Source organism: Pirellulales bacterium, from assembly GCA_019636345.1.
Classification (GTDB): Bacteria; Planctomycetota; Planctomycetia; order Pirellulales; family Lacipirellulaceae.
In genome coordinates this window covers 948397-966659 of record JAHBXQ010000001.1, presented here as the reverse complement: position 1 = coordinate 966659, position 18263 = coordinate 948397, and the positions used below count along the sequence as shown (strand labels likewise).

At 67.7% G+C, this 18263-nt stretch carries 13 protein-coding genes; 7 read left to right on the top strand and 6 right to left on the bottom strand.

Annotated elements, in window-relative coordinates:
• Positions 1-372: 372 nt before the first annotated feature.
• From KF688_03740 to KF688_03725, 4 genes are all read right to left on the bottom strand, one after another.
• Complete coding sequence (locus KF688_03740) at positions 373-1578, bottom strand: hypothetical protein (protein ID MBX3424772.1); 1206 nt, start codon at positions 1576-1578, stop codon at positions 373-375.
• A gap of 255 nt (positions 1579-1833) precedes the next feature.
• Positions 1834-2637 (bottom strand): WecB/TagA/CpsF family glycosyltransferase, encoded by an 804-nt coding sequence (locus tag KF688_03735; GenBank protein MBX3424771.1) that lies wholly within the window; start codon positions 2635-2637, stop codon positions 1834-1836.
• 101 nt (positions 2638-2738) lie between these two features.
• On the bottom strand, positions 2739-4157 hold the full coding sequence (locus tag KF688_03730) for an O-antigen ligase family protein (protein MBX3424770.1): 1419 nt from the start codon (positions 4155-4157) through the stop codon (positions 2739-2741).
• 37 nt (positions 4158-4194) lie between these two features.
• Positions 4195-6069, bottom strand: coding sequence for a hypothetical protein (locus KF688_03725; GenBank protein ID MBX3424769.1), 1875 nt, complete (start codon positions 6067-6069; stop codon positions 4195-4197).
• A 416-nt stretch (positions 6070-6485) separates the two neighbouring features.
• Here KF688_03725 and KF688_03720 point away from each other — a divergent pair, with 416 nt between their 5' ends.
• The 6 genes from KF688_03720 (at position 6486) to KF688_03695 (ending at position 13202) form a co-directional block, all read left to right on the top strand.
• A complete protein-coding gene (locus KF688_03720; protein ID MBX3424768.1) occupies positions 6486-7607 on the top strand; it encodes a GNAT family N-acetyltransferase in 1122 nt (373 codons plus the stop codon).
• A 96-nt stretch (positions 7608-7703) separates the two neighbouring features.
• Positions 7704-8558, top strand: coding sequence for a polysaccharide deacetylase family protein (locus KF688_03715; protein MBX3424767.1), 855 nt, complete (start codon positions 7704-7706; stop codon positions 8556-8558).
• Positions 8559-8625: 67 nt separating this feature from the next.
• Complete coding sequence (locus tag KF688_03710) at positions 8626-10182, top strand: lipopolysaccharide biosynthesis protein (GenBank protein ID MBX3424766.1); 1557 nt, start codon at positions 8626-8628, stop codon at positions 10180-10182.
• Between the two features lie 41 nt (positions 10183-10223).
• Positions 10224-11411 carry a glycosyltransferase gene (locus tag KF688_03705; GenBank protein ID MBX3424765.1) on the top strand — a complete coding sequence of 396 codons (1188 nt, stop codon included), beginning with the start codon at positions 10224-10226 and terminating at the stop codon, positions 11409-11411.
• 220 nt (positions 11412-11631) lie between these two features.
• The gene (locus tag KF688_03700) at positions 11632-12234 is read left to right on the top strand and encodes a 1-acyl-sn-glycerol-3-phosphate acyltransferase (protein ID MBX3424764.1); all 603 of its coding nucleotides are present in this window, start codon (positions 11632-11634) and stop codon (positions 12232-12234) included.
• A 2-nt stretch (positions 12235-12236) separates the two neighbouring features.
• Positions 12237-13202: a phosphatidate cytidylyltransferase gene (locus KF688_03695; GenBank protein MBX3424763.1), complete on the top strand. Its 966-nt coding sequence runs from the start codon at positions 12237-12239 to the stop codon at positions 13200-13202.
• 118 nt (positions 13203-13320) lie between these two features.
• Here KF688_03695 and KF688_03690 read toward each other — a convergent pair whose 3' ends face one another.
• Positions 13321-14481 carry a hypothetical protein gene (locus KF688_03690; GenBank protein ID MBX3424762.1) on the bottom strand — a complete coding sequence of 387 codons (1161 nt, stop codon included), beginning with the start codon at positions 14479-14481 and terminating at the stop codon, positions 13321-13323.
• A 337-nt stretch (positions 14482-14818) separates the two neighbouring features.
• Positions 14819-15646: an enoyl-ACP reductase gene (locus KF688_03685; GenBank protein ID MBX3424761.1), complete on the bottom strand. Its 828-nt coding sequence runs from the start codon at positions 15644-15646 to the stop codon at positions 14819-14821.
• Positions 15647-16138: 492 nt separating this feature from the next.
• On the opposite strand from KF688_03685, the gene KF688_03680 reads away from it, so the two are divergent.
• Positions 16139-18019 carry a sigma-54-dependent Fis family transcriptional regulator gene (locus KF688_03680; GenBank protein MBX3424760.1) on the top strand — a complete coding sequence of 627 codons (1881 nt, stop codon included), beginning with the start codon at positions 16139-16141 and terminating at the stop codon, positions 18017-18019.
• Positions 18020-18263 lie beyond the last annotated feature (244 nt).

The following is an 18263-nucleotide window of genomic DNA, read 5'->3' as shown; positions in this document are numbered from 1 at the left end:
CCCAGCCCGCACCGCGGAGAACTCCGCGACGAGTTGTTCGGTGCGGCGTTGAACGAACCGGCGTCCGCATCGACTGGTTCTCGCGCGTCGGGACGACCTCTGCCGGTGCAGGGAACGGCATGAAGAGCACTAGTGCTTTGACAGAACCCCAAAAACACGAGTTGACAAAGCACTCGGGGGGCGGATTCTAGGCGCCGCCCCGGGACGTGACCAGGGCAATCGGCGTCGCTCGAAACGTTTGCCGGACTGGAAGTTAGGCCAATGCCAGCACTCATTTCGGGAGTCCGCGAAGCTCGCGAATCATCGAGAACGACCTTCCCGTCGAGGCGAGAATTCACGCAACTCGCTGGCCAGGAAACCGCCCGGCGTCGATCAGTGCGTCGCCGCAGACTCTTCGGTCAGGCCAAATTGGACCGCCCGGGCCGTGAGTTCTGCGACGACTTCGGGGCACAGAGCGGCGATTTCATTCGCTTCCCACCGATCGTCGGGTTTCAGAAACAGCTCGACCGCGGAAAGCGATTCCGCAGATTCGGCGGGGCGGGGCGCAGCGCGGAGGAGCCAGCGGGGCGTGCGGATGGCATACTCGCCTCCGGCGCCCACCGCGACGACCGCAGGCTCTCCTTCGACCGCTGGCCGAGCTGCCGTCGCGGGGCTGCCGCTCTCGGAGGCGAACCACTCCCCGAGCAGATCATGGAGCCAGTTCGGCTGGAGCAACGCGGCCCGGCGCGGCTGCGGTCCGGCGGTCCCGGCCCGACGAACCAGGCAGGGGACATGGAGCCGCTCGCCGTAGAGGGCGTCGACGGCCGTGCCGACGCGACCATGCTCGCCGAGAGCGAACCCGCGGGCGCCAACGAGTACGATCAAGAGCTCTGCCTCGCCGAGGAGCGACTCCGTCGCCGCGAGCAGCCCTCCCAGGCACTCGTCCAGCACCCCGACTTGCGCCGCATAGGCGACGCGATACCCGTGCAATTCGTCAGGATCGTCGGTCGCGACTTCCTGCGGCGGAAGAACGAACTCCGGCAACGGGGTTTCGTCCTCCTCGTCGAGCAGCGCGGCCCGTAGCGCGCGGGGGGCGTCCCAGGGGCCGGCGAGTCCCTTGGCATGAACCCACCACAGACGATTCCTCGCCGCCTGGCTGGCGTCACCCCCGGCGGCCTCGATTTCCGCGGCCACCGCTGCGATCAGCCGATACGAAGCGGTCTCCTCGACCGTCGCGGCGGACGAGTCGGCGGCAGGCCCCTCGACGAGAATCGCACTGTCGACCGCAGCCACGGGGAGGAACGATTCGCACTGCGGATCGTCGGTGAGCAGCGTGACCCCCGCTCCCGCGTCGCGCAGTTGCACCGGCAGCGGAACTGCGGCCGCGCCTTGCGCCGGCCAAGCGGCGTGGCCCCCCGACCAAACTGCACGGTAGAAGTCGGCAAGCCGCGGCGAATCGCACCACATCCAGTCGCACACGGTCGACTCGGCCGCCAGGGCGTCGATCGCCGGCGTCGGCGAGACGGTGTTGCCGTAGGTTCCCAGGGCCGACGCCCGCAATCCGTCGACGACAATGCAAAGGGCGTGCTTGGGCTTCATCGGCCCCAGTATACGCGGCCGCAGCCGACCGCTGTAGGGAACGTTTGCAGCAAGGGGGGGAGTTCCGTATCACCGCGGAGGTCGCAGCGTACGCTGAGGGGGGGCTTCCGAGGTTCAATGACCAATGACCAAGCTCCAATGACCAATGAGCGCACATTGATCCGGATTGGTTGTTGGGGCTTGAGATTCGCCTTCTCCGCGGTCGCTGCGAACTCTGCGGCGATGCGTCCCGAGCGACTGTCTCCGAGTCGGTCGCTACAGGGTGGTGCGCCAGTCGCGCCACACCAGTCGCGGAAAGATCCAGGCATCGCGGGCGTAGCGGGCGGCCAACCGGCGCGGCTCGGTCGCCAGGCGGTGGAACCATTCGAGCCCCAGTCGCTGCATCCACCGTGGAGCGCGGCGTTTCTCGCCGGCCAGGAAGTCGATCGTGGCGCCGATGCAGAGCGCGGCCTTGACCCGCAAGCGGGGGGCATGCTCGCCAATCCACAGCTCTTGCTTCGGGGCGCCGAGCCCCAGCAGCACGAGGTCCGGCGCCGCCGCGGCGACCGCGGCAAGGATCCGCTCGTTCTCGACCGAGTCGCGTTCAAACCCCAGCGGCGGCGACAACGTGCCGACCACCTCGACGCCCGGCCAGCGAGCCGTGATCCGCGCTGCGGCCCGATCGGCGACTCCCGGCGCCGCACCCAGGAGGAACACGCGCAAAGGAGGGGCGTCGGCGCCGCGAGTCGACTGCGTGGCATGTTCGAAGATCGCCGGCGCCAGGTCGCTCCCGGCAACCCGTTCCGGCAGCGGTCGCCGCAACAGCCGCGACGCCCACACGACCGGCGCCCCGTCGGCCAGCACGAGCGCGGCCCCGGCGTACGCGGTTCGCAGCGCCCCGCTCGTTTGCAGCATGACCGCATGATCGACGTTGGGGGTGACGACGTAGCGACACGCGGAGCTCGCCTCGGCGCGACACCACTGCCAAACCCGTTCGACGGCGGCCGGCATGTCGAGCGCGTCGACGTCCATTCCCAAGAGCCGCACGCGCGGCGAGGTCGGTTGCTGGAGTTCGGTCATGGCCAAACGTCTGGGGTTGTCGGCAAGGGAGGGTGAACGGTTTGACTTCGAGTCATGAACCAGGGGACATCCGGTCTTTGCGGCGGCTGTTCGAGGGGGGCTCACGTCGCCAGGGGCTCCCAGTTGTGGGAGCGCGTCGGCGAGACGCTGGGGGCCCGGTTCGTCGCCGGCGCGCGACTGGCGCTCAGCAATCCCGAGGCGACGCCGCTCGCCAGAAACAACATCCAATGCTCAGTCGGGGAGAGAGTGAGGTCGTGGAAGAGCGCCGACGCCAGATAGGCGATGATCACCCCCAGGGTGAAGACTCCGTGACGCCGCTGCCAAGCCGGGCGCGCCTCGTCGCGCCACAGATCCCATGCCGCACGCGTCCAAGCGACAAGCAGCGTCATGTACAGTCCGAAACCGACAAGCCCCGTTTCGGTCAGGATGCTGAGCAACGTGTTGTGGTGATCGAGCCCGCGAATCGAATCGAGTTCGATCTGCTGGGAACGGTCGCTGATGTAGGGGAGCTTCTTGTCATAGAACCGTCCAAAGCCGTGCCCCCACGCCGGGGCGTCGCGAAACATCCGCATCGAGACGATCACAAACGAAGCCCGTTGGTAGACGGAATGCTCGGCCGCGCCGGCCTCGGCGCCGGCGGCGTCGTGACGTCCCATGTGGGCCACGGTTCCCCCCAGCAAGAGCCCCCCCGCAACGACGGCGATTCCGCATGCCCCGGCCAAGGGGAGCCGCCACCGGCGCGGCGCCTGCAGGATCGGAAGCACGGCCAACCCGCCGGCAAGTCCCAGCCACGTCGAGCGGGTGAACGTGAGGAACACCCCCAGGGCCGTCGCTCCCAGCATCGCCAGCAGCACCGTCCGGCCCCAGCGGCTCGCCGACGGCCACGACAGCCACGCCGCCCAGAAGGCGTAGGTCAGGTACACCCCCAAGCTGGCCGACATGAGGGCCGGGCCACGGGCACGACCGAAGTGCTCGCCGAGCGTCGGATCGGCGATATACCGGGGGAAAACCGCCCACCACTGCTTGGTCACTTCAGCAACGGCCGTGAACGCCAAGTAGGCGCCCAAGGCGATCACCACGCGCACCATTCGCCGCCAATTGATTTCATCGAGCTGCGCCGAGCGCGCGAAAAAGTACAACCCCGCCGGGATCCAGAACGCCGCCAACAGCCGCCACCACGGGCCGACGCTCGATCGCACCGCATCTGGCGCCGGGGTGAGCGCCGTGCGGACCGTGAGATAGGCCAACAAGGCGATCAGTGCGAGGTCGACGCCGGTGAGGGATCGCCACCGCGCTGCGCCCGTGCGCCACTGCCAAACGAACAGCGTCGCGAGTCCGCCGATCAGCAGGCGATCGACCGTGAGCGTCACGGGGCCGACCTTGGGGCTCCACAGCGGGGGTCCCAGGACGTAGCCCAGCGCAATCATCGCGGCGCAGGCAGCCAGCATCGGCAAGCGCCGCCCGAGAGCGACGCCCCACGCGAGGGCGGCAAGCGCCAGGATGGCAAGCACGACTGGCATGGTTTCAACGAACGCGGCGCCCGTCAGGAATCGATGATCAGTGCGACTCGGTCAGAGCGTCGACGAGTTGCTCCAAGGTTTGTCCGGCGAAGGCCCTCGACGCTCCAGAGTCGAGGGTCCCAGGGGGGCTCGGCAACACGGGCGACGGGACCTCTGTCGCGGCCAGGGGCAACGTCGGCGACGGAGTCGGAGGCGGCGTCGGAGGCGCGGGCGCCACGGGACGGCTCTCGACAAACGCCGGCTTCTCGACGGCGGGAGGCGAGGGCCGAGAAGCTTCCTGCACCGCCGGAGTAGGAGAGATCTTGGGATGTTCCCACCACTCCGACTCCGATTCGACCGCGACGACCGGGGGGGCCGACGAGGAACTCGCCTTCGGCTGCTTGGCGGGAGGCTGGAGCGCGACCGCAGCGACGGCGCGCCGAGGCGCTGGACAAGTCGTTTCCTTGAGGGTCGACGCCGGTTCGGGGGGCGTCCCCGCAGGGAAGTGCGCTTGGTTGTTGTGCGAGGTTTGAGACTCGCTCGGCTGCCGCGCCGCTGTCGCGGAGGCCGTCGTGGGGGGAACGCCCAAAGTGGGGCCGATGGCGAGCATGAGCACGCCCAACCCCAGCATGAACCCGCCGATCCAGCCGGCGCCGGCGACCATCGCTCGCCCGGGGCCCTCGGGGTGCGTCCCCGTTTCCGGTTCATCGAGCGGCGTCACCAGACTGGTCGTATGGGCCGAGGCCGCCGTCGCCCGGGCGGAGTTCAGCTTCTGGCGGGCCCGGTTGAGCGTCTCGCGACTGTCGTCCACTGCGGCCACGCGGTTCGAGTAGACGGCCCGCTCCTCGGCCAGCCGGGTGAGGCGTTTCTGCAAGTCCGCCAGTTGCGTCTCGACGTCGGCCTGCCGCTGATTGGCAAGGGCTCGGTCCGCCGCCGCATTTTCAATCGCCGCGGCCAGTTCCTGGCGGAGGTCGCGACGGATGCGGGCCTCGGCCTCGATGGCCGCCTCAACCCGCGGATGATCCTCAGACCGGGTCCCCCGCAAGCGGGCCGTGGCCAACTGGGCGTCGACCAACCCGTCCTTGAGCCGCCGCAACACCGGCTGCGACCCCAGCAGCGAGCTGGGAACGGTCACGAGTTGAGCAGGATTCTGCTGGGCCGCCGTGAGCAATTCCAGAAGTTGCCCTGCGTCGCGGGCCTGGGCCTGATAGCGGCGAGCCTCCCCTTCGAGCGTGACCAGTTGCAGCCGCAAATCGCTCTGCCCGCTGGACGCCGAGTGAAGCAACCGCAGTTCTCCCAGATCGGAACCGACCGAGGTTTCAAATTCCTCGAGCGAGTTGGTCACGACCGCATGACCTTCTTCGGCCAGCAGGACCTGTTGCTCCAGTTCCGCGACGAGGCTGCGGCCGCGTTCCTCGCGCAATTCCTGCAACCGCGAGTCGAGTTGGCGACAGAGCTCGCTGACCAGCAAGACGGCCCGTCGCCGGTCGCGGTCCTTCACGTGGAAGTAAAACACCTCGGTCTTGCCGAACTCGGCGCCGCCGGGGGGGAGCATCTTGAGCCGCTCGCGGAATTCGTCGACGGCTTCGTCGGTCGGCTTCGTGACGGGGGCCTCGGGGCCCATCGCCGCGTCGACCGCGGCGAGGGTCGCCTCGACGACCTGTCGGCTCTTTGCGAGTTCGAGGATCGTTTCCTGCAGGGTGCGCATCTCGTACAGGTCGGCGAACTGCCCAGGCCGACGATCGGCCCCGCCGACCGCTTCTTGCCGTACGACGAGCCCCTGCGAGGCCTGCCAGTACCGCGGCATGACCGCCGCGTAGGCGGTCGCCAGCGCGCCGCACGCGATCGTCGGCGCGAGGACGTACCACTTAAACCGCGCGACGGCGCCTCGTGCCGCCGCGGGGGGCCAAATTGGGGCGAACTCAGCGGACATGGATTGGTCCTTCCGGGCACGAAGTGCGCACCGCCCCCGAAAGCGGGACGGATAACTCGCTACGGGAGCGTAGCTTACGCACCGCCGGGGTGCGGCTCTTCGGGGGATGAGGCGAAAAGGCCACGAGGATCCTCCGGGCGGGCGGCTTGGGCGAATTGCAGCCAGCCCGAATTCGTCGGGCTGGCCAAGCGCTCGTTTGCCGCCCCGAGGCTTCGCTTCGACCCGGGCCACCCTTCCGACCAGCGCATTCGGCGGCGATCCGAACGAACGAAGGGGTCTCGACCGTCCCCCCGCGACGCGGCTGACCTATGGTTGCCACAGAACAAACCGGGACGGACCCGGCGACCGGGGTCGTGCTGCGCACTGCGGCGCGTCGCTCCGAGCCGCCGGTTCCGCCGTCACGACCGATACGATCCATGCGAATCGACTGCTGCGACAACCTGAACGCCTGGCAACGCTGGCAGTCTCAATGGGACGGCTTGGCCGGAGACTGCACGTTCCGCACGTGGCGCTGGCTGTCGACGTGGTGGAAGCACTACGGCGAGCGCGACCCGCGACGTCGCAAGACGCTGCGCGTGCTGCTGGCGATCGACGACGACGGGGTCGGCGAACCGCAGCTCGCGGCGGCGTTGCCTTGCTACGTCGACTCCCATCCCGTCGCCGGACGCACGGTGCGATTGCTCGGCGACGGCGAGGTGTGCAGCGATCACCTCGGATTGCTCGCTCGACCGGGACGCGCACGGGCCGCGGCCGCGGAGTTGGCCTCGCAGTTGATGCATGACGGCGACTGGGATCTGTTGCAGTTCGACGCGATCGACGACGCCGACGAAGCCGTGGCGGCCCTGGCGGTCGCGCTCTCCGAGCGCGGAGCGCTGCTGGAGCGGCGCCCAGGACCGGCGTGCTGGTCGATCGATCTTCCGGGGAATTGGGATTCGTTCTTGGCGCTGCAGTCGAAGTCGCACCGTAAGCAACTCCGGCGACTGGAAACCCGCGTGCTCGATTCGCCCCAAGCCAATTGGCGACTCGTCGAATCGCCGACGGACTTCGACGAAGGGTGGCAGGTGCTGGCGCTCCTGCACCAACGCCGACGACGCTCGCTGGGCGAGCCAGGGTGCTTCTCCTGGCCGCGGTGGGCCGCGTTTCACCGCGACGTCGCCGAGCAGTTGCTCGCCGCCGGGGAGTTGCGATTGTCGTGGCTGGAACTCGCGGGGCGCCCCGCGGCGGCCGAGTACCATTTTTGTCGCGGCGGGGTCGCGTTCGCTTACCAAGGGGGGCTCGATCCTGACGCCGCAGATGCGGAGCCGGGTCGGCTCTCGATGATCGCCACGCTCAAGCGAGCCCTGGCCGAAGGGGTTCGCCGGTTCGATCTCCTCCGCGGCGACGAACCCTACAAAGCCCACTGGCGAGCCGAACCGCACGCCACGCACGAATTGTTTGCCGTGCCGCCGCGGTTTGGGGCGCAAGCGCGCTACCAAGCCCGCCGCGCCGTACGACGGGCGGCGCGCTACGCCCGGCAGGCGACGAGAAGGTTCGGTTGACGGCGACGCTTGCCGCGGGCGGGGACGCCGCGGCTCGCTTGGCCGGGGGCTCATTGTTTACGAATCACTGGTTACGACTGCCACGAGGCTCGACCGATGTTGCCGCAAGCCTGTCGCGACTCGCTCCTGGGGATGTACTACCTGGCGAGCTTGCCCATGCGCCGCCAAGCAGGCGCCCGCCGCGCCGCCGAGGGGCTCGAGCCGGTCATTGCGCTGTTCTACCACCGCGTCGCCGACGAACACCCGACCGACTGGACGATCTCGGTCGAACGATTTCAAAAGCAGATCCGCTGGATCCGCGAACGGTACGAAATCGTCTCGCTCGTCGACGCTCAACAGCGCATCGCCCGCGGCCACAGCAGCGAACCGGTGGTCTGCATCACGTTCGACGACGGCTACGCCGACAACATGCAGGCGGCGATCCCCTGGCTGATCGACCAGCAGGTTCCGTTCGCGTACTTCGTGGCGACGGAGCACGTTCTCACGGGCAAACCGTTCGAGCATGACAAGAACGTGGGGCTGAAACTCGCGCCGAACACTCCCCAGGAAATTCAAGAGCTTGCCCGCGCCGGGGTCGAAATCGGGGCTCACACCCGCTCGCACGCCGACTTGGGGGCGATCGCCGACGAGTCCCGACTCTACGACGAGATCGTCGGCTCGAAGCACGATCTGGAACTGCTGATCGAACGGCCGGTCCGATATTTCGCCTTTCCGTTCGGGCTTCGCGAGAATCTCTCCGAAGCGGCGTTTCGGATTGCGTTCCACGCCGGGTTCTGGGGGGTCTGCTCGGCCTACGGCGGTTACAACCTGCCCGGCGACGACCCCTTTCATCTCCAACGCATTCACGGCGATCCCAGTTGGTCGCAGTTCTGCAACTGGCTGACCGTCGACCCCCGCAAGCTGCGCGGCGTGCAGCGATATCGGGCAGGGGATTATCGAATCGGCTTCTAGCTCGCCCCGCCAAGCTCCCTCGCCCGCGCTCACGCCAACATCGCCGTCCCGCTTACTCGACTCCGCCATGGCGTCTCCCGCCCACAAGCCCGTGAACTCGTCCGCTCCGCACGACGGTCGGCGAACGCTCAAGGCCGACACCTTGGCCGCGAGCGTCGTCATTTTGCTTGCCGTCACCGTGATTCAGCGCTCGGTCGGCTTCGGGCGCGGGATCCTGTTCTGCCGCTGGCTCAGCCCCGAGGTCCTCGGGCAATGGGAGATGGCGTACAGCTTTCTGTTGTTCGCGGCGCCGCTGGCGGTGCTCGGCGTGCCAGGGTCGTTCGGTCGCTATGCCGAGCACTACCGGGCGCGGGGCCACCTGCGGACGTTCCTCCGGCGGGCGACGGCGTGGACGGTCGGTTGCGCGGGAATTGCCATGCTGTTGGCCGCACTGCTCCCCGGACCGCTGGCCGTGTTCGTTTTCGGCGAGGCGGACAACGCCCCCGTGGTGCGCGGCATGAGCCTGTGCTTGGGGGCGATCATCCTTCACCATACCGTCACCTCGGTGCTGACCGCCTTGCGGCTGTACCGCGTCGTTTCGGCGATGAATCTCGTCCAGAGTCTGTTGTTCGCGGTCGTCTCGCTGGCAATGCTGTGGCGCGGGCAATCGGTCAGCGACATCATCACCGCCTACGGCGCCGCGTGCCTGGCGGCCTCGCTGGGGGCGCTCGTCTGGGCTTGGCCCGGGTTTCGCGGCCTTGAGCCCGCCGTCGATGCGCTCCCCCAGCGCGAGTTCTGGCCCAAGCTGCTGCGGTTCGCCTTCTTCCTCTGGGTGACGAATCTGCTGACCCACCTGTTTGCGCTGGTGGACCGGTACATGATCATTCATTGCTCCGGCATGAGCCCCGCGGAAGCGCTGGAGCAGGTGGGCCACTACCACAGCAGCCGCATCGTGCCGCTGCTGCTGGTGTCGGTCGCCGATCTGCTGAGCGGCCTGATCATGCCGCACCTCAGTCACGACTGGGAAGCAGGCCGCCGCGAGTCGGTGTCGTTCCGCATGGCCTTGGCCGTCAAACTGACCTCGCTGGGCATGCTCGCGTGCGGCGGCGCGGTGTTGGCCGCCGGGCCGCTGTTGTTCGGCACGGTGCTGCAGGGGCGCTACGACGAAGGCCTGGCCGTGCTCCCGTGGACCTTGGCCGGGTGCATGTGGTACGCGATCTATTCGGTCTCGCAGAACTATCTGTGGTGCGCCGAACGAACCCGCTTGTCGACCGCCCCGCTGGCGTGCGGATTGGTCGTCAACGTCATCCTCAACTTCATGCTCTTGCCGATGTGGGGGCTGTTGGGAGCCGTCGTGGCCACCGCGATCTCGACCTCCGTCTGCTTGGCGTTGTCGCTCGCGCTCAGTCGCGTGCACGGCATGCAGGTCGATCGCGGCGTGTGGATCGCCGCCGCGACTCCCGCGGCGCTTGTGTTTGGAACCGCGCCGGCGCTGATCGCGACGGCGGCGCTCATCCTGCTGGCTCCCACGACCTCGCTCGTGTTTTCACGCGCCGAGCGCGACAAGCTGAAACAACTCGCCCTCGACGGCCTGGAGAAGATTCGCGCGCTGCTCCCGGCGCGTCGCCTTCCGGCCGGCGTGTGAGCGATCGCCCCCTGTCCTTCCGAATCCGCCGACGACGTGCCATGTCCCCTCGCCCCTTGAACGTGACGTTCCTCGCCACGAGCCTTCCCGTCGGGGGCGCGGAGACGCTGCTCGTGAACCTCGTGCGCGGGCTTGATCGCACGCGGTTCGCCCCGGAGATCGTCTGCCTGAAAGAGCCCGGCCCGCTCGGCGAGCTGCTCGCCGCGGAGCTGCCGGTCCATAGCCGGTTGCTCGCGTCGAAATACGACCTCCGCGTGCTGCCGCGGTTGATCCGGCTGCTCCGTTGTCGCCGAGCCGACGCGGTCGTCACCGTCGGCGCCGGGGACAAGATGTTCTGGGGCCGCATCGCCGCGCGACTTGCGGGCGTGCCGGTCGTCGCGTCGGCGCTCCATAGCACCGGCTGGCCCGACGGGGTCGGGCGGCTTAATCGCATGCTCACCCGCTGGACCGACGCCTTCATCGGGGTGGCCGACGCGCACGCCGACTTCCTGGTCGACTTCGAGGGCTTCCCCCGCGCGAAGGTCCACTGCATTTACAACGGCGTCGATACGGCCCGCTTCGCCCCGCGCGACGCGACCGCCATGCGCGCCTCGCTGGGCATCGCTCCGGAAACGCCGGTCGTGGGAATCCTCGCCGCGCTGCGGCCGGAGAAAAACCACGAGCTGTTCCTCCGCGGCGCCAAGCGGATTCTGGCCGAGCGCCCCGCCGCGCGGTTCCTCGTCGTCGGCGACGGACCTTGCCGCGCGGGGCTGGAGTCGCTGGTCGCGGAGTTGGAGATCGCCCCGTCGGTCAGCTTCCTCGGCTCGCGGAGCGACGTCCCGGAGTTGCTCGCCGCGATCGACGTGCTGGCCCTCACCTCGCACAACGAAGCGAGCCCGGTGTCGATCCTCGAGGCCCTCGCTTGCGGCAAACCGGTCGTCGCCGCGCGGGTCGGCTCGGTCGCCGAGACGGTCGTCGACGGCGCCACGGGGCTGTTGTTTCCTGCGGGGGACGAGTCGGCGTTCGTCGTCGCCACGCTCAAGCTTCTGGCCGACGACCAGTTGCGGGCCAGCCTTGGCGCCGCGGGACGCGAGCTCGTGGAATCGCGATGGTCGCTCGCCGGGATGATCGCCGGTTACCAGCGGCTGATCGAGTCGATCTACGAGTCCAAGGCGCTTCCGCGACGCGAGTCGTCGTCAAACGTCTCGACCTGGCCCTCCGCCACGCTACGAAATATGCACCGGACCTGAACTCCCCCTGGACTTTTGCATACTGAGACCAGAGCAGGACAGCTGGAGTTGAGCGCAGAGAGCCCCTGCGGCGCTCCTTGGGGTGCGCATCGCGACGATCCCAGGGGCCCGTCGTTGCACAATTGGCATGATCCGCCCGGCCGCGGCGAGCCTCCCTTCCCCCCGGCCGGGGAGTTACCATGAAGGTTTGCCCCCCTCGCGACGCGGTCCGCCCCCCTCGATGTTCACCGAAACGCTGCTAACCTGGATCGCCCGCTTCATCAGCGGGGCGAGCGTGCGGTGGGTCGATTCGCAGCCCGACGTCTGCCAACGGGTTTATTTTGCCAACCACACCAGCCATCTCGACGCGATCCTCGTCTGGTCGAGCCTCCCCAACCAGGTGCGGCGGCTCACCCGGCCGGTCGCGGCGAAAGACTACTGGGTCGGAGGGCCGATCCGGCGTAAGCTCGCCAAGGTGTTCAACGCCTTGTTGATCGACCGCACCGAGATCAAGGTTCACCAAAGTCCGGTCGACCTCATGCTCCGCGAGATCGGCCGCACCCACTCGCTGATCCTGTTCCCCGAGGGGGGCCGCGGCGAGGGGAACGAGACGGGCGAATTCAAGAGCGGCCTCTACTACATCGCCAAGAAACGGCCTGATTTGGAACTGATTCCCGTGTACATCAACAACATGAATCGGATTCTCCCGCGGGGCGAGTTTCTGCCGGTTCCGTTGTTGTCGAGCGTGACGTTCGGACCGCCGCTCTGGCTGGAAGCGGGCGAGCCGAAGAACGAGTTCCTCGACCGGGCCCGCGATGCCGTACTGCGGCTGAAGGACGCATAACCATGCTGCAAAGCTGGGGACTCTTGGCGACGATTGCGGCGCTGTTGGGAGCGGCGACCGCGGCGGGCCAATGGCTGCGCCGCAGCGACTCGCCGATGCTCGATCGCCGGGCGATCGAGTCGTTCAACTCTCGGCTGCAAGCCTGGTGGTTCTTCAGCGCCCTGATGGCGGTCTCCTTCATCGCCCCGGGGGTGACCGTGACGATGTTCGGCCTGATCTCGTTTTGGGCCCTGCGCGAGTTCGTCACCCTCACGCCGACCCGCATCGGCGATCATCGGGCGCTGTTCTGGGTCTTCTTCCTGTTCACCCCGATGCAGTTCGTGCTGGTTTACCTGGACAAGTACTTTGAGACTTACGGGTTTTTCAGCGGGCTGATTCCCGTGTACGCGTTCTTGTTCATCGCCGCCCGCAGCGCGTTTGCGGGCGACTCAGACCGATTTCTGGAGCGGATCGCCAAGGTGCAGTGCGCGCTGATGATTTGCGTCTACTGCCTCAGCTTCGCCCCGGCGCTGTTGTTTCTCGATCCGAACCCGCCGCAGGGACAGTCGGCCAACGCCCGGCTGCTGTCGTTCTTCGTGACCGTGGTGCTCGCCTCGGACCTGCTGCAGTGGTTCTGGAGCCGGGCGCTGGGACGGCACATGATCGCCCCGAACATCGACCCCGTGACGTCGTGGGAAGGGGTCGCGGCCGGGGCGGCCAGCACCGCGGTGATCGGCGCCGCGCTCGCCTGGGCGACGCCGTTCCCCCACTGGTGGCAGGGCGCCGCGATGTCGCTGCTGATCGCCGCGATGGCCGCCGCGGGGTCGATCACCATGGCCGCGATCCGCCGCGACCGCGGAGAACTGGCGACCGGCAACTTCGTCGAGGGCCACGGCGGCGTCCTGAGCCGCATCGACTCGCTCTGCTTCGCCGCCCCGGTGTTCTACCACGTCACGCGATTCATCTTGCCCGACGTGCTGTCGCGGTGACAGGGCGCGAGCCGGCGGACCGCGCCGGCGTTCCGACTTGGGCTTTGACCGAGGCGAGCGCCTTGTCAGCTCGAAGATTTCGGGCTTCCAAAGCGCTCGGCGCAAGCGTCGATCGAGATCATCGCCGCATGACGTCGCTTTGACGAATGGCCTCGTACACGCTCGCGTTCTGCGGCGAGGTCGGGGCGGGGCGTTCAGCGGGCCACTCGACGCCCGGGCCGGTCGAACCGAACAACTGCTCCGGAGTCGGCGTCACGGGCGGCTCGGGAGCGGGCTCATAGGGGGCCGTCCCCGACAACCAGGGGTCGTGGGCGTAAGCGCCTCGCGACGGCCGGGGACTGGCGCCGGCCGCGACGCGCGCCGCGGGATCCTGCCCCCGCACGATCGGCTCCTCCGCCACGGCGGAAGCCGTCGCTTCCATCGCTTGCGGCTGAGCCGGCACAGTCGTCGCGGTGGCGTCGCTCTCGGCCGAAGCGAGCAGCACGTCCCCTTGCGGCTTCACCGGCGGACAACCCACGCGGACCCACCCGAGCCAGTCCTCCTGCAGCGCCAGCAGGTTCTGGTATTGGTAATGCTTCTGAATCGCCCGCGGCCAGTGTTCGTCGCTCATGCCGTCGGCCAGAAACTGCATGAACGCCCGCTTGCCGCGCTGGGCGATCAGGTACCGGGCGAGCGAATGCCCCTGGGCGTAGAGCGGCAGCACGTCGCGCGGGTACTCGCGCATCGCAAACATGTTGCTGAACGGAATGCCGCGGCGCGAGGTGAGGAACTCGATCAGCAACTGCTCCTGCTTGTTGATCTCGCTTTCATGCTCGACCGTGGTGCACGCCCCCTCGTCGGCCCAACGGGGCAGGGGACGACGAAAATGCGACGCAAAGATCGTGTGCGTCACCTCGTGCGGGATCACCGAATCGAGCACCCGCTCACGGGAGCCTTGCACCTGCATCCGCCAGCCGAAGACCTCGCCCCCGTCGAAGATGAAACTCGTTTCGCCCCCGGCGCCGAGATGGGGCGCCACGCGCGCCTGAATCGGGCACGGCTGCGACCAGCGCGGCAGTTCCTTGCCGATCCACTCGAGGGCGAGCACGCGGCGGCAGTTCTCCGCGGCGTCGCCGATTTCTTTGGCGAGTTGAGGCGTCGCCGCGTCGACGGTGAAATTCGCCGTGCGATAAGCGGCCGCCGGGGCGCGGGAAGCGTCAGCGGCCAGCGCGAGAGCGGCCAGAGCCAGCGCGAGCCGTCGCGCCACGGGCCCGCAGGCCCGGCGAGTGAGAGCATCCATGCTCGATCCTGTGTAGGTTAGCGGACGAATCCTTGTCCGTTGGCGGCGTACCGCCGCTGGCGTCGCGCGACGCCAGACTCGCAAGTCAACTCAAGCAACCGGCGTGCCGAGGACGGCGGTCGCGACCGCCAAATCCTACGCAGCGCATTTCGACGCGGTTCGCACCGCCAGAAAAACGCCCGCCGTCCCTCGCCGCGACGACCTCCTGCCGCCCGCAAGGTTTGCAGAATTTACCAAGGTTGTCACGAAACGACCTACCCCGGTTTTTCGATCGGGACAAGAAACGAGTCCCGAGACTGGCGGCGCCAGCGGCGGCGCCGCCGCTATCGCTCGCCCCTCACGCCTCCCGAGCGCGATACTTCTCGATCATCCGTCCCGGGGAGCCCATCGCGTTGTATCCGCCGTCGAGGTGGAAGATCTCGGCGGTGACGCCGCTGGCCATGTCGCTCAGCAGGAACGCGCCGCAGTTGCCCGCCTCGTCGTGGGTGATGTTGCGTCCCAGGGGGGCCATCGCCTCGTACAGAGTCAGCATGTCGTCGACCCCGGCCCCACGGCCGGAGATCGTCTGCAACGGACCCGCGGACAGGGCGTTCACGCGAATGCCGCGGGGCCCGAGATCGAACGCCAGATACTTCACGATCGAGTCGAGAGCCGCCTTGCAGACCCCCATCACGTTGTAGCCCGGCACGCACTTCTCGCCGCCGAAGTAGGTCAAGGTCAGCACGCTCGCCCCGTCGGTCAGCACGTCCTTGGCCGCGTTGGTGATCGCCATCAGGCTGAAGGCGCTGATCTCCATGGCGAGCTTGAAGCCGGCCCGACTCGTGGCGACCGTCGGCCCGCGCAGGTCCTCCGGCGGGGCGAAGGCGATCGAGTGGAGCAAGAAATCGAGCTTGCCAAATTCTTCGCCGCACTTCGACATGAGCGCGGCGATGTGCTCGTCGTTGGTGACGTCCATCGGGAACAGGAACTTGACCCCCTCGATCCCCTCGGTGAGCTTCTCGACCCGGTTGAGATTCTTCTTCCGCTCGTCGTCGGGCCTATCCGGCATATAGGAGAAGCCGCATTCGCCCCCCTCGGACAGGATCCGCTCGGCGATGGCCCAGGCGATCGATTGCTTGTTGAAGACCCCGGTGATGAGGCCCTTCTTTCCCGAAAACATGCCCATGGCTGGCTCCTGCGGCCCAGGTGCGACGATCGAACAACCGACTCCACGCGTACCTAAGCGCAGCCGGGGCCCGAAAGATACCACTGTCTCGCATAATGACACAGGGGCCCGGCGTCCCCCCCGCAGGGGAACTGGAAACTCGGAGCAATACCTCCTGCTCTTCGGACGGGAACCGCTACGGACGCCTAACCCGCCAAGAGACAGGACCGGAGAACCGCCGCTGGACGCGGATGGCAGCGAGCTGCTCCGCGTAGTTGAGCGTTCCCTTGCGGATTCTGGCAGCCCCTGGGCAATTTGGGCGATCTTGGGGGTTCCCACGAAGGACGGTCTCTGCCGCGGTTCCTCCCGCTGGGAATAGGGAGAATTGGCGTACTAATCCGTATGATTGGGATCGCTAGTCACTTGAGCTACACTTTCCCAAGGACTGTTGTATAATTGATTCGACTATCTCGAAGTAATCGATCATTTTCGCAGCGCCTGCCCCGTCCGAACATGCCCGAAAAGACTCTCCAACTCGCTGAACTTGCGAAAATCGCCCTCGAATCGACGGCAGAGAGCGACGATTTGCTCCCGTTCCTCAACCGGCTCCTCCCCGAGATGCGGGGCGCGGCCGGGGCCAAGGTCGTCGGGGTCGTCCGGACCAATCCCCCGCAGTGGGAGGCCGTCGCAGCCAGCGGAGCCCCGGCCAAGCTGCTCCCCACCGAAGCCGCCGCCGAGGCGATCGATCTCAATCGGCAGTCCGCCGTTGGCGACTGGCTCGCCGCCCCGCTGGGAGAGGGGTACGCCCTGACCGCCGCCGGAACGACTCCGGCCGTCTTCGCAGAGTTGGCCGACGTCCTCCAACCGGCCCTTCAGACGGTCCACAGCCGGGTCCAGCGGCAACGTCGCATCCGGCGGTTGGAACGGTTGCTCGACATCACCCGTCGCTGGGGCCAGGCTGAGTGCACTGAGTCGCTCCTCAAGGCGATGGCCGAAACGGCCGCCGATCTCTTGGGCGCCGAGCGGGCGAGCATCTTCCTGTGGGACAAGACGAATCGGCAACTCATCGCCCGCCCGGCCCTGGGGGTCAAGGACGACGAGCTGCGAATCCCCGACAACACGGGCGTCGCCGGCCAAGTCGTGCAAACGCTTCAGCCGCGCCGCGTCGGCGGCGGACTGGGCGAGAACGAGATCGACCGGACCGTCGACAAGTCGACCGGCTACACCACGCGCAATCTCATTTGCGTCCCCCTGCTTACCCCCGCCGATCGCTGCCTGGGCGCCTTCGAGGTCCTCAACAAACGCGAGGGGCACTTCAGCGACGAGGACGAGCGCGGCCTCGTCGAGCTGGCCGCCTACGCCGCAGTGGCTCTGGAAAACACGCAACACTTCGAGGAGCTGCTCACCAAACACCAGAAGCTCGTCGAGCAAGCGGCCGAGGGGGTGCAACTCATCGGACACAGCCCGGCGATCGAAGCGGTCCGCTCCACGGTGCGGCGGATTGCCGACACGGACTTGGCGATCCTCATCCTCGGTGAGAACGGCACCGGCAAAGAGGTCGTCGCGCGCTCGATTCATTACCTCAGTCGTCGCCGCGACCAGCCGTTCATCGCCGTCAACTGCGCGGCAATCGCCGAGACGCTCCTCGAGAGCGAACTGTTCGGCCACGAGAAAGGGGCGTTCACCGACGCCCGCGAATCGCGCCCCGGCAAATTCGAACTCGCCTCGGGGGGGACGCTGTTTCTCGACGAGATCGGCGACATGAGCCCGGGAGGCCAAGCGAAGCTGCTGCGGGTGCTTGAGGACAAGATCGTCGTGCGGGTCGGCGGCTCGCGGCCGATCCATACCGAGGTCCGCATCCTGGCCGCCACCAACCAGGATCTCGGGGCGATGGTCCGCCAGAAGCGGTTCCGCGAGGACCTCTTCTTCCGGCTCAACGTGGTCAGCCTCGAACTTCCCGCACTTCGCGAGCGGGGAGAGGACGTGCTGCTGCTGGCCGAGTTCTTCCTGCGGTCGTTCTGCGTTCACATGGGTCGCCGCACGCCGAGCTTCTCGGCCGCGGCTCGGCGGCGCTTGGCTCAGCACGCTTGGCCGGGGAATGTGCGGGAGCTGCGCAACGTGTGCGAGCGGCTGGCGTATCTGTCGAGCGGAGAGGCCGTCGAACTGGACGACCTCGCGTTCCTCGACCCGGGTTTGCAGGAGTCGGGCCCCGCAGTCGATCTCGAAGCGACCCTCGCCGAGGCGACCCGGCAGTTTCAGGACCGGTTCATCCGCCAAACGATCGAAGCCCAACGCGGCAACATGACCACGGCCGCACAGCGCCTCGGCCTGCACCGCTCGAACCTGTATCGCAAGATGCGCCAACTCGGCATGCCGACCGGCGACGAGGAGTAGCCCCCCTCGACCGGATTCGGGCGTCCGACCGCTCCATTGACGCCAGTTCGCGCCGGGCTCTCGGCGGCTTTCTTTGCGCCTTCGCGCCATGGCGCGAGCTCCCTCCGGCGACGCCGCATCGGACTGATCCTGTCGCCCCCCGGCTCGACGGCCCAAAGGCAGTAGCACTGCGCGAAATCGACGTTTATGATGGGCCCTTTCGAGGCTCGTCTGACGGTCGCCGATCGGGCTCGCAAGGCGGTTT